The 12,667-nt window shown below is 33.7% G+C and carries 11 protein-coding genes; all 11 read left to right on the top strand.

Going from position 1 to position 12,667, the window contains the following annotated elements; genetic code table 11:
* Nucleotides 1-171: 171 nt before the first annotated feature.
* The 11 genes from mreC (at nucleotide 172) to U472_RS12950 (ending at nucleotide 12,641) form a co-directional block, all read left to right on the top strand.
* A complete protein-coding gene (gene mreC / locus U472_RS13000) occupies nucleotides 172-1,056 on the top strand; it encodes a rod shape-determining protein MreC (RefSeq protein WP_068719184.1) in 885 nt (294 codons plus the stop codon).
* The gene (mreD, locus tag U472_RS12995; protein ID WP_068719183.1) at nucleotides 1,056-1,556 is read left to right on the top strand and encodes a rod shape-determining protein MreD; all 501 of its coding nucleotides are present in this window, start codon (nucleotides 1,056-1,058) and stop codon (nucleotides 1,554-1,556) included. Before mreC ends, mreD begins: the two co-directional genes overlap by 1 nt.
* Complete coding sequence (mrdA, locus tag U472_RS12990) at nucleotides 1,549-3,393, top strand: penicillin-binding protein 2 (protein ID WP_068719182.1); 1,845 nt, start codon at nucleotides 1,549-1,551, stop codon at nucleotides 3,391-3,393. Before mreD ends, mrdA begins: the two co-directional genes overlap by 8 nt.
* Before the next feature lie 96 nt (nucleotides 3,394-3,489).
* The gene (gene minC, locus U472_RS12985; protein WP_068719181.1) at nucleotides 3,490-4,101 is read left to right on the top strand and encodes a septum site-determining protein MinC; all 612 of its coding nucleotides are present in this window, start codon (nucleotides 3,490-3,492) and stop codon (nucleotides 4,099-4,101) included.
* A gap of 13 nt (nucleotides 4,102-4,114) precedes the next feature.
* Entirely contained in the window at nucleotides 4,115-4,906 is a 792-nt protein-coding gene (gene minD / locus U472_RS12980; RefSeq protein ID WP_068719180.1) for a septum site-determining protein MinD, read from the top strand.
* Between the two features lie 188 nt (nucleotides 4,907-5,094).
* Nucleotides 5,095-5,361, top strand: coding sequence for a cell division topological specificity factor MinE (minE, locus tag U472_RS12975; protein WP_068719179.1), 267 nt, complete (start codon nucleotides 5,095-5,097; stop codon nucleotides 5,359-5,361).
* Nucleotides 5,362-5,609: 248 nt separating this feature from the next.
* Entirely contained in the window at nucleotides 5,610-6,743 is a 1,134-nt protein-coding gene (gene rodA, locus U472_RS12970) for a rod shape-determining protein RodA (RefSeq protein WP_068719178.1), read from the top strand.
* A 135-nt stretch (nucleotides 6,744-6,878) separates the two neighbouring features.
* Entirely contained in the window at nucleotides 6,879-7,745 is an 867-nt protein-coding gene (locus tag U472_RS12965) for a site-2 protease family protein (protein ID WP_068719177.1), read from the top strand.
* A 516-nt stretch (nucleotides 7,746-8,261) separates the two neighbouring features.
* A complete protein-coding gene (locus tag U472_RS12960) occupies nucleotides 8,262-10,139 on the top strand; it encodes a TIGR03960 family B12-binding radical SAM protein (RefSeq protein WP_068719176.1) in 1,878 nt (625 codons plus the stop codon).
* The gene (locus U472_RS12955) at nucleotides 10,129-10,845 is read left to right on the top strand and encodes a TIGR03936 family radical SAM-associated protein (protein ID WP_068719175.1); all 717 of its coding nucleotides are present in this window, start codon (nucleotides 10,129-10,131) and stop codon (nucleotides 10,843-10,845) included. The genes U472_RS12960 and U472_RS12955 overlap by 11 nt, the downstream gene beginning before the upstream one ends.
* A 119-nt stretch (nucleotides 10,846-10,964) precedes the next feature.
* The gene (locus tag U472_RS12950; protein WP_068719174.1) at nucleotides 10,965-12,641 is read left to right on the top strand and encodes an Rne/Rng family ribonuclease; all 1,677 of its coding nucleotides are present in this window, start codon (nucleotides 10,965-10,967) and stop codon (nucleotides 12,639-12,641) included.
* Nucleotides 12,642-12,667: the final 26 nt, after the last annotated feature.

Raw genomic sequence — 12,667 nt, 5'->3', positions numbered from 1 at the left:
ATATATAAATGCCACAGGTTTTATAGTTTTACAACTTTAGAATCAAATTTATTTTAAAGTTAGCTGACTATAACTTGTGGCTATTAAGCTACCTAATTTATGGCATTATAATTTATAATAATTTGATTTTAAAGAGTTAAAAAATAGTAATCTGAGATTAAGGTGATAGCTATGTTAGAGTTTTTAAAGGAACATCGTAAGAAGATAGTAATTATTTTCCTTGTTGTAGTCTTGATTAGGTTTATTAATCTTGTAGGAAGAGATAGGGATTATAATAAATTTGAAGGGCTAGTTATTGATTTATTGAGACCAGGATTTGTTGTAGTCAATAGTATCCAAGATTTTTCTAAAGGCACTCTTAGAGTAATCTTAGATTATAAGAGTGTAAAGGAAGAGAATGAAGAGTTAAAGGACAAGATAGAAAAATTAAATTATAGTTTAAGGCAGATAGAAAAGATAATGCTAGAGAATCATAGATTGAGAGAATCCTTAAATTTTAAAAAGTATGCACCTTATAAAGTAGTAGGTGGGACGGTGATTGGACATAGTGCTGACAATTGGTCTAATATTTTAGTTATAGATAGAGGGAGCAAATCTGGAATTAGGCGTAAGATGCCTGTAGTTGCTAAAGGTGGATATTTGCTAGGAATTACCCAGCAAGTTACTGCGCATACAGCACAGATTCTATTGATCAATGATGGTAACTTTGTAGCAGGAGGGCTTGTCCAGAGGAAAGATTCCCGTAATTTAGGGGTGGTCAAGGGGCAAACTCAAGAGAGTAGGCTTCTAATGAACAATTTATCTTGGGATGCTGATATCGGTATAGGTGATACGATTGTTACATCAGGTTCACAGTACTATCCTAAAGGGTTACCAATAGGAAAAGTTATATCAGTGAGCCCTGATAATTATGGATTAACCCAGTCAGCGCTCATAGCTCCTTTTATAGATGTTAGAAAAGTAGAAGAGGTGTTGGTTATTACTGACTTTAGTACTAAGGTCGATTTACTTGAGCCTTTAAATTCTAATCATCAACTTGAAGGAGAAAGAGAATAATGGTTTATTTATTATATGGTCTTTTGGTGTTTATGGCTTTTGTTTTGCAAAGTGCTATTATTCCTTGTAGTCTTTTTTATAATATAATACCTGATTTACTTCTGATTATAATCACTCTATTAGCTATCTATCGTGGCAAGACTGTAGGAGGGGCTTTAGGTTTTTTTACAGGCTTATTACAGGATTGGTTTTCTGGTGGACTTTTTGGAATTAATGCTATCAGTAAAGCGATTGTAGGTTACTTATTTGGATTTCTTAAAGATCATATCTATCCACAGAATATAATAGTACCTCCTGTTGGGGTAGCTATAGCTACTATTATTAACCAGTTATTGATAATTTCTTTTACAGATTATCTTCTAACAGAGTTGTCCATTGAAGTTGTGCTTAGATCTGTAATTATTCCTTTGGTGATTTATAATTCTATATTATCTGTAATTTTAAATATATTAATTTATAAAATTAATAATTATTTAGCTAGGAGGAAATTTATTGATTGATAATAATGAGAAAAGATTATTTCCCTTTACTCTGATATTAGTGGCTATCTTTCTCTTATTAATTGGTAGACTTTATTATCTACAGATTTATCAAGGTCAGAGATTTAAAGAACTATCAGAAGGAAATAGAACTTCTCTTAGGTCTATTAGTGCTCCTAGAGGAAGGATTTATGATAAAAATGGCAAGGTATTGGTCTCTAATAAGTTGGCTTATACCCTTTCAATCATTCCAGAAGATATTAAAGATTTAGATGATACTCTGGAGAAACTAAACCAAATTATCGGTTTAGATATAGAATTAGCCCATGAGAAGGTCAATAAAGCAACAAAGGGAAAGACTGTTAGATTAAAGAGAAATATAAGTCATGAAGAGCTAGTCTTGTTAGAAGAGAATAAAAGTGAGTTATCTGGTGTTATTCTAGAAGAGATTCCAATGAGAGAGTATGTTTATGATAAGTTGGCTAGTCATGTTTTAGGATATGTAGGGGAGATTTCAGCTAGTGAATTAGAGAACCTTTCAGAAGAGGGTTATAATGTTGGGGATATCATCGGTAAGACAGGTCTGGAATTATCTTATGAAGAGTATCTTCGAGGAAAAGAAGGAAGAGAGCTTGTAGAGGTTAATAATATAGGAGAGAAGATAAGGACTCTTGGGGTAGAAGAACCTATTGCAGGTTATGATTTAGTTTTGAATATAGATGCTCAATTACAAGAGAGTGTTGAAAGGATATTGGCTCAAGAGCTTGATTTATTAACAGAATTGGCTAAGGAGGATGAAGATATTATTGAACCACCTAGAGGTGGAGCAGTAATAGTAACAAATCCTTATGATGGTAGTATCTTGGCTATGGCTAGCTTGCCAGATTATAATCCAAATTTATTTGTAGGAGGGATCTCTCAAGAGGATTGGACAAGGCTGAGTACTGACCCTAAAAAACCTTTATTAAATAGAGCGATTGCTACTAGTGCTCCTTCTGGATCTATTTTTAAGATAGTAACTGGGGTAGCAGGTATGGAGGAGTTGGGGGTCAGGTCAGATACAGAATTTTATGATCCAGGTTATTATAAGACAGGTGGGGTTACCTTCCGTAACTGGTCTGATGTAGGTAGAGGTAAGTTAGATTTTCTAGAGGCTATTGCTTGGTCTAATAACCCAGTCTTCTTTCAATTAGGACATCAATTATATAAGAAAGATAAAACTCTTTTACAAGATTATGCTAGGGAATTTGGTCTAGGAGAGAAGACTGGAATAGACTTAAATAATGAAGCTACTGGGTTAGTGCCTGACCCTGAATGGAGAAAGAGTTATTTTAAAAAGAGAGAGGATAAGATTTGGTATCCAGGATATAGTATTAACTTATCTATCGGACAAGGAAACTTAAGAACATCTCCTATTCAGTTGGTAAATCTCATCAGTGCTGTAGCTAATGGTGGTAAGATATATCAGCCTTTATTGACTGATAAGATAGTTGATAGGGATGGTAAGGTGATTAAAGATTTGGAGCCTAAATTACTAAATGAGATGTCTCTTTCCAAAGATACTTTGGAGACAATTCGAAAAGGGATAAAAGCTGTTACTACTTATGGTACAGCAAGAAGAGCCTTTGAAGATTTACCTATAACTGTGGCTGGAAAGACTGGAACTGCTCAAACTGGGCAAGATAGACCCAATCATGGATGGTTTGCTGGGTATGTACCTGCTGATAAACCAGAGATTGCAATCGTTGTTTTTATCGAGTATGGAACTTCAAGTGGTAATACATTACCTATAGTTAAAGAGATTATTAAGGAGTATTTTGATTTAGAATTAATCTCTGAGGATGAAGGCTCTGAATAAGAGATATAAAATCAATGGATTATTATAATCAACTAATATGAGATTAATGGTCACTATTATATTTTTAGATTCATTGATTATCTAGGAGGAAGTAAGATGCTGAATAGAGGAGTGACATTTAAAGGTGATTTAGAAGGGCTTATTATAATTTTGAATGATGAATTAGAATTTGATTATATTAAAGATGAATTAAGGAGTAAGTTTATCGAAGCCGGGGATTTTTTCGATGATGATATGATGGTTAGAATTAAATTGGGTAGAAGGGGTTTAACTATTAAGCAGAAGAATGAATTATTAGAAATTTTCAAAGAACAACGGGGTATTTCGGTGATTGAGTTTATCAATAATGATAATAGGTTTGTAGACTCCAAGGAAGAGGGAGATACACTATTGGTTAAACGTACAATACGCTCAGGACAGACTGTGAGATTTGAAGGCAATATTGTAGTTTTAGGAGACGTAAATCCTGGTGCAGAGATTGTAGCAGAAGGTGATATAGTAGTCATGGGTCATTTTAGGGGTATTGCTCACGCAGGAGCTAAAGGCGATACATCAGCTACTATATCAGCCTTTAGACTAGAGCCTACTCAGCTTAGGATTGCAAATTATATTACCCGTGCTCCTGATATTCCTCCTAATTCTCCTGACACTCCAGAGATTGCTTCTTTGAAAGATAAACATATTATTATTGACTATTTGAGAAAGTAAAGGGGGTATTTTGATGGCTGGAAAGGCTTATGTTATCACTTCTGGAAAAGGTGGGGTTGGAAAGACTACAACAACTGCCAATCTAGGGACTGGTTTAGCTAAATTAGGAAAGAAAGTTGTATTGATAGATGCTGATATAGGGTTGCGTAATTTAGATGTAGTATTAGGTTTAGAGAATAGAATTGTATATGATATAGTTGATGTAGTGGAAGGCAACTGTAGATTAGAACAGGCTTTAATTAAGGATAAGAGGTATAGTAGCTTATGTCTGTTGCCTGCTGCCCAAACTAGGGACAAGACTGCTGTTACTCCTGAACAGATGATTGAATTGACTGATCAATTAAGGGAAGATTTTGATTATATTATTATCGATTGTCCAGCAGGTATTGAGCAAGGATTTAAAAATGCTATAGCAGGGGCCGATGAAGCAATAGTAGTAACTACTCCAGAGGTTTCGGCAGTTAGAGATGCAGATAGAATTGTTGGGATGTTAGAGGCAGAAGGCGTTCATGACCCACAATTGATCATAAATCGTGTGCGAATAGATATGATAAATCGTGGAGATATGATGGATATTGAGGATATGATTGAAATTTTAGCTATAAAATTACTGGGGATTGTACCTGAAGATGAGAAGATTGTTGTATCCACAAATAAGGGTGAGCCAGTAGTTTTAGCAGAGAATAGTCGTTCAGGAGAAGCCTTCTGGAACATTACCCGCAGAATTGAAGGGGAAGAGGTTCCGTTAATTGATTTAGAAGAGGGATTATTAAACAAGATAAAGCGCTTAGTGGGATTAGGATAATAAGGATTAAAGTTATATAATGTCTGAAGTTTTATTAAATCTGTTAGTTTAATAAAAGCCCTAAAAAGAAACCTTATTGATGTAGAGGACTATTTGGTAGCCAGATATAGTATTGATTTTGGCTAACTGTAATTCTTTCTAGATGATGAAATAAATTTAAAAATAGGGTTGTGGGAGGGAAAAGAAGTTTGTTAGATATAATGAAAGGGATTTTTAACAACAAGGAAGATGTTTCTAGTAAAGATGTAGCTAAAGAAAGGTTGAGGTTAGTGCTAGTGCATGATAGAATAGGGGTATCTCCAGAGATAATTGAGGAAATGAAGGAAGAGTTAATTGAGGTAATCTCTAAATATTTAGATATAGATGATGAGAGAATAGATATGGATTTAGAGCGACAAGATAATTCCGTAGCTTTAATTGCAAATATACCAATTAAAAGACTAAAGAAGAGATAAAGGTAAATATTTTATAATTAATAGAATTTATTTATCATTATTTTTAAAATCGACTTTATTTAGTTAATTTTCAATTATTAAGAATAGATTTAAAAATTAAGACCAGGTTGAACCTGGTCTTAATTTTTGGTGGACTAATATTATTTAATATTATATAATTTATTAGTGAAAAGAGAGAATGATTTAAAGGTATACTAAGATTTTATAATTGATTAGCTATAGAATTAGGATAATAAATAAGGGAGGGGATTATAATTAAGAAGCTAATTAAGAATATTGACTATTTAATACCAATAATTACTCTATTATTAATCATAACAGGTCTAGTGATTATTGGTAGTGCTACTAATATCACAGATAATCCCCTATTGCAGAATACTTTTTTGAAGAAACAGATTATAGCTGCTATAGTTGGAATTATTCTGGTTATTATTAGTCTATTCTTTGATTACAGGATTTTACGAGATTACGTTAGTGTTATCTATGTTTTAAACATTTTAATCCTCCTTACAGTACTATTTTTCGGTAGTACTATAAAAGGTGGTCAGGGGTGGATTAGGTTAGGTCCAGTTAATTTTCAGCCAGCTGAAACTGCTAAATTAGCTGTGATTATTGCCTTGGCTGATGTTCTGGCTAAAGGTAAATATAATGTTTATTATATTTTAGGATTGATAGTTCCAGGGATATATATAGGTGTCCCTTTTATATTGGTTTTATTACAAAATGACTTGGGTTCGGCTTTAGTATTAATAGCTATCTTTGTTGGAATGATATATGTAGCTGGAGCTAATGCTAAGTTTCTAGTAGGAACTTTTTTAAGTGGAATAGGTACAGTAGTGGCTTGGATAACAGTTCATATTTATTGGGGGGTACCAATTCCTTTAAAGCAATATCAGTTAAATCGATTATTGGTTTTAGTCAACCCTCAATTAGACCCTTTAGGTGCAGGATATAATGTGATTCAATCAAAAATTGCTATAGGGTCTGGGGGGCTATTAGGAAAAGGTCTTTTTGGAGGAACCCAGAATCAGCTTAATTTTCTACCTGAGCGCCATACTGACTTTATATTTTCAGTCTTAGGTGAAGAATTTGGTTTTATTGGTGCTCTATTAATCTTATTATTATATCTGCTCCTTTTATGGAGAGGAGTAAAGGTGGCAATGGAGGCTAAAGATGAATTTGGGCAGTTATTGGTAGTTGGCATCTTATCGATGTTTGCTTTCCATATTTTGGAGAATGTGGGTATGACTATTGGTATAATGCCTGTTACAGGAATTCCTCTTCCATTTCTTAGTTATGGAGGTAGTTCTTTGTTGACAAATTTAATGGCAATTGCTATTATTATGAATGTTAATATTAGGAGAAAGAAGATGCTCTTTTAGTTAAGTAGTGACAAGTAACAAGAAGCGAGTGATAAGTGGCTTATTACTTGTTATCTGTTACTTGTCACTCTATTTAATAGACATATTAGATTATTGCCACTAATATTTATATTAATGAAAGAAGGTGGCAATAGGATGTTAAAGATGTTAGGTGTGAAATTTAAGTTAAATATATTATTTCTTCTGATATTATTCTTGTTTTCAATTTCAGGACTATTTTTAACTGCTAGTATAAATTTTATTATTGTAATTTTACACGAATTGGCTCATTCTCTTATGGCTCAAAAAGAAGGGGTTAGGGTTAATGAGATTGAATTATTACCCTTTGGGGGGGTAGCAAAATTTCGAGATTTAATTCAACTAAAGCCTAAAAGTGAGATAAAGATCTCCTTAGCAGGTCCTATCTTTAACCTTGTTTTAGCAGGAATAACTTTAATTTTATTAAGGTATAAGATTATTCCTTTAAAATCAGGATTTTATTTTATTAAGGTTAATCTGACAATTGGATTATTTAATCTAATTCCTGCTTTACCTTTAGATGGGGGGCGTGTAGTTAGAGCATTTTTGACCAATAAGGTTGGCTTTAAAGAGGCTACATACTATACATTGAGATTGAGTAGAGTAATAGCTATATTTTTGGGTGTTATAGGTGTGATTGGGATTTATTATGGGTATGCTAATATTATTCTACTCTTTATAGCTTTTTTTATCTATTTTGCTACTTTAAAAGAGGGCAGATATGCTTCTTATGTTCTCATGCAATATATTGCTAAAAAGAGGGGTAACCTTTTAAAAGAGAGAGTTATATATATTCAACAATTAATTGCAGTTGAAGATACTCCATTAAAGGAAATTGTTGAGAGGTTAGTACCTAACCGTTTTCATACTATTAGGGTAGTAGATAATGATATGAAGTTATTAGGGGTAGTGACAGAAGATAAATTTATCAACTCTTTAGTCAATGAAGGAATAGAGATGCCGATAAAGGATCTGTTGAAGTAGTTTGTTTATAAGTTGATAGAATAGAGAGATATTGCGACATTTTTACTTTTTAAAAAGTAGACAAAATCCTTAGGTTGCAGCCCAAGAATACTTCCTACGGGTTTAAATAACAAAACCTTCGTTGCAGAGCCCACTCACTATGCAATCGATATTTATTTAAGTTAATAATCTTAGAGTTCTAATTCAAAGATTGTATTATTACTATTATTCATTTAGAATACTTGCTTTGTTCAAACATAAAGGAAGTTTAGTGAAGTAATTGGTTTTTACTGAGCTTGAGTTGAACTTATCCTTTAAGGTTAATTTTTTTCGCTTCTAAAGATCGTAACTGTCAACTCAAAAAATGTCGCAATACACCCATTAACTAATAATATCTACTTTAAAATTTAACTAAGAAAAATTAATAATCAAAAGCTATCTAAGGGGCGTAGTATATTACTATATTACGCCCCTCTGATTGATTCTATAATATAGTCAAATTTTATGATAATAATTGTAAGATAAGGAGTGAAATTGATGACAATTGATTTAGCTAATAAGATACAAGAGATTCTACCAGAAGTAAGCAAGCCAACCCGTTATATGGGAAATGAATTAAATATGATCAAGAAAGACTTAAATCTGGTAAAGGTCAAGTTTGCTCTTGCTTTCCCTGATGTTTATGAGGTAGCTATGTCCCATTTAGGGATTAAGATTTTATACCATCTATTAAATGAAAGAGAAGATGTAGCAGCTGAGAGGGTTTATGCACCTTGGGTTGATATGGAGAAGAAGATGAGAGAGAATGATATTCCATTGTTTACCTTAGAGAATAGAGCTAAAGTAGCTGATTTTGATATGCTAGGGTTTACTCTACAATATGAGATGAGTTATACAAATATCTTGAATATGTTGGATTTAGCAGGAATACCATTAAGAAGTGAAGATAGAGGGAAGGAGTTCCCATTAGTTATTGTTGGAGGTCCTTGTGCCTTCAATCCAGAACCTTTGGCACCCTTTGTAGATGTAGTACTTTTAGGAGAGGCTGAAGCTGCTATTGGGGAGGTAGTCGATGAATATTTAGCTTGGAAGGATAGCGGTGCTTCTAAAGAAGAGCTATTAAAGAATTTATCAAAAATTGAAGGTATCTATGTACCTAGCTTTTATGAGATAGATTATAATGATGATGGGGAAGTAGTTAGATTTGAAGCTAGTAATGGTGCTCCAGAAATTTTGAAAAAGAGGGTTATTCAGAATCTAGATGAGTCTTATTATCCTGAGAAATTTATTTTACCATATATGGGGATTGTTCATGATAGGGTAACTTTAGAGGTGGCTAGAGGATGTACTAGGGGTTGCCGTTTCTGCCAAGCAGGTATGATTTATCGTCCAGTTAGGGAGAGAAGCCATGAAAGAATTAAGGATTTAGCAAGGAAGTTGATTGAAAGTACTGGTTATGAAGAGATTTCACTATCATCGTTGAGTACTAGTGATTATAGTAGGATAGAGGATTTAGCAAAAGAACTTTTAGAAGAGTATAAAAACCAAAGAGTAAGTGTTGCTTTACCTTCAATGAGAGTAGATTCTTTTTCGGTAGATTTAGCTAAAGAGCTACAAGCAGTCAGAAAGACAGGATTAACCTTTGCTCCAGAAGCTGGAACCCAGAGATTACGGGATGTTATCAATAAGGGGATTGATGAAGAGGATTTACTAAAGACTACTGAAGCTGCCTTTAAAGAAGGTTGGAGAAGGGTTAAATTATACTTTATGATGGGTTTACCTACTGAAACCTTAGAGGATATTAGAGGAATTGCTGATTTGGCTAAGAAGGTAGCTGAGCTAGGTGATGAAATTAGAAGAAATTCTGATAATAAACGGAGGGTAAAGGTAGGTGTAAGTGTGTCTACCTTTGTTCCTAAGACCCATACTCCATTCCAATGGTCTAAATTTAATACTTTAGAAGAGATTAAAGAGAAGCAACAATTACTCCGAAATGAATTAAGGGGCAAGGACTTATCCTTTACGTGGACTGATCCGTACTTAAGTACTATGGAAGCTGTCTTTGCTCGTGGTGATAGAAGAGTTGCTGAAGTTATGGAGAGAGCTTGGGAGATTGGAGCTAAGTTTGATGGATGGAGTGAGCACTTTGACTATCAACGATGGCAGAAAGCCTTTGAAGATTTAGGGTATAATTTAGAAGAGTATGTTTATCGTAATTTTAATCTAGAAGGAAGATTGCCTTGGGATCACTTAGAGGTAGGTGTTGATAAAAGATATTTAAGAAAAGAGTACCAGAAAGCTATTGATGTAGAATTGACACCAGATTGTAGATTTAATAACTGTACTGGATGTGGGATTTTAAAGAATTTAGATGCAAGAATCTCACTAATGGGTGGTGAGAATAGTGGAAAATAGTAAAATCAGAGCTAGGGTATTAAAGGGTGATGAGGTAAGATTCATCTCTCATTTGGATTTTTTAAATACAATGAATAGAGCATTACGTAGAGCAAATATTCCTATAGCTTATTCTCAAGGATATAATCCTACCCCTAATATCTCCTTTGCTACTGCTTTGGCTGTGGGATTGACTAGTGATAGTGAATATATTGATTTTGAGATGGAAGAGAAGATGGAAGTTCAAGATTTTAAAGAAGGCTTAAATAAGGCTTTACCAAAAGGGATTGAAGTTCTAGAAGCTGAGCAACTGGTAGCTAAGAGCAAATCTTTAGCCTCATTGGTCAGCCAATCAAGTTATTTTGCTAGATTAGAATTGACTGAAGAGATTAAGATAGATAAATTAAGAGAAGAGGTAGCAAATTTTTTATCTCAACAGGAGATTGTGATTAGAAGGAAGAGAAGAAGAAAGAAGGATAGAGTCTTTGATATTAAGCCAATGATATCTAAGCTAGAAGTTATAGGTGTTCAAGAGAATTTAGCAACGATTAGTATGTTGGTGCAGACAGGAAGTTCAGGGAATCTACGACCTGAAGAGGTGATTGATGCTTTAGCTGATTATTCGGAGTTTATTCAACCTGCAAAACTGGTCAATATTCACCGTTCTGGATTATATATAGAAAGAGAGGGTGAGATTTTAACTCCAATAGAAGCAGTGAAAAGATAGTGGATAGTGAAGATTGTACAGTTTACAGTTAAAAGATTAAAAACTTATATTAATGATTTAGAATTTAACTGTCAACTGTTAACCGTAAACTGTAAACTGGTGTGTCGGGAGGTGAGAAGTTGAGTAAGGAGATAGTTATTAATGATATAGGGCTAGAAACAAGGATTGCTATCTTGGAGAATAGGGAGCTAGTAGAGATTATTTATGAGCGTGATTTTTCTGAACAGATAGTAGGTAATATCTATAAAGGAAGGGTTGAGAGTGTACTTCCAGGGATGCAGGCAGCCTTTATAGATATTGGATTGGAAAAGAATGTCTTTTTACATGCTAAAGACTTGACTTCTGTTGTAGGAGAGAAGGGCTTTAGAATTGAAGAGGTCATTCGAGTAGGGCAGGAGATTTTAGTACAGATTACCAAAGAAGCTTTAGGTACTAAAGGACCTAGAGGTACTTGTAAATTAAGTCTTGCAGGGAGATATCTTGTATTGATGAATAGTAAAAGGCATGTAGGCGTCTCTAGGAGAATTGATAATAATTCTGAAAGAAAGAGGTTAAAGAGTATAGCCTATGAGATTCTACCTGAAGATAAAGGGTTAATTGTGAGAACTGTGGCAGCCTATAAAGATGAAGAAGAGCTTAAAAAGGACCTTAATTTCCTACTCAATCTTTGGGAAGAAATAGAAGAAGAAGCAAGTAAGGATAAAGCACCTTCTTTAATTTATAAGAGTCTTAACTCTGTTAAACAGGTAATTAGAGATAAGTTTACTTCTGAAATTGATAAATTGATTATAGATAATAAGAAAGATTATCACCAAGCGATGAAGATACTTGAGCATATCTCACCAGAATTGGAGAGCAGAGTGTATTATTATAACCATCCTAAGCCTATCTTTGATTATTATAATATTGAAGAGGAGATTAAGGGATTATTAAAGCGTAAAGTGCCTTTAAATTGTGGCGGATATATCATCATTGATAATACTGAGGCTTTAACAGCAATAGATGTTAATACAGGAAGCTATGTAGGTAAGGATAATTTAGAGGATACTGTTGTTAAGACCAATTTAGAAGCAGCTAAAGAGATAGCTAAACAGTTGAGATTAAGGGATATTGGTGGTATCATCATCATTGATTTTATAGATATGAAAGTAGATGAAGATAGAGAGTTAATCTTGGATACCTTAAGGGCAGAGCTAGATAAAGATAAGACAAAGAGTAATATCTTAGGTTTGACCAAATTGGGCTTAGTAGAGATGACACGTAAGAATGAAAGGGAGGGGGTTGGTGAATTTTTACAACAAGAATGCCCTTATTGTCAGGGAACAGGGACTATCTTATCTGAAGATACTATCTTTTTAGAGACTATTCGCCAAATTAAAGAGATATTTTGGCAGAGTAGAGCAGAAGCTATATTGTTAGAGGTTCATCCTAAAATAGCTTCTAGGTTGATTGGAGTATCTGGCAAAAATTTAGAGAAGTTAGAGAAGGAGCTACACAGAGATATCTATATTATGGGAAACAAAGAGTTACACCTAGAAGATACTAATATATTAAAGGTTGGTTCTAACTCAGAGATTGAATCTATCGCAAAACCCTTAAATACAGGAAAGCGATTAAACCTTAAAGTAGAAGAGCGGCATATGAATAATCTAGATGATGGAATTGCTAGGCTTAATGGATATATAATTGATATTTTAGAAGGTGGGGCACTTGTGGGGCAGAGGGTTAGAGTTGAAATTATAGAAGTTAAGAAGACTTATGCAATAGCTAAGGTAATAAAGGTAATTGACTATTAAGAATAAGTCTAAACCTAACCTTGAAT

Source organism: Orenia metallireducens, from assembly GCF_001693735.1.
GTDB lineage: Bacteria > Bacillota > Halanaerobiia > Halobacteroidales > Halobacteroidaceae > Orenia > Orenia metallireducens.
The sequence above is the reverse complement of the archived record's forward strand: the minus strand, read 5'-3'. Positions and strand labels throughout refer to the sequence as shown.

Coding starts and splice junctions, on each gene's coding strand:
- mreC (WP_068719184.1), top strand. CDS start 172: ATGTTAGAGTTTTTAAAGGAACATCGTAAGAAGATAGTAATTATTTTC.
- mreD (WP_068719183.1), top strand. CDS start 1,056: ATGGTTTATTTATTATATGGTCTTTTGGTGTTTATGGCTTTTGTTTTG.
- minC (WP_068719181.1), top strand. CDS start 3,490: ATGCTGAATAGAGGAGTGACATTTAAAGGTGATTTAGAAGGGCTTATT.
- minD (WP_068719180.1), top strand. CDS start 4,115: ATGGCTGGAAAGGCTTATGTTATCACTTCTGGAAAAGGTGGGGTTGGA.
- U472_RS12965 (WP_068719177.1), top strand. CDS start 6,879: ATGTTAAAGATGTTAGGTGTGAAATTTAAGTTAAATATATTATTTCTT.
- U472_RS12960 (WP_068719176.1), top strand. CDS start 8,262: ATGACAATTGATTTAGCTAATAAGATACAAGAGATTCTACCAGAAGTA.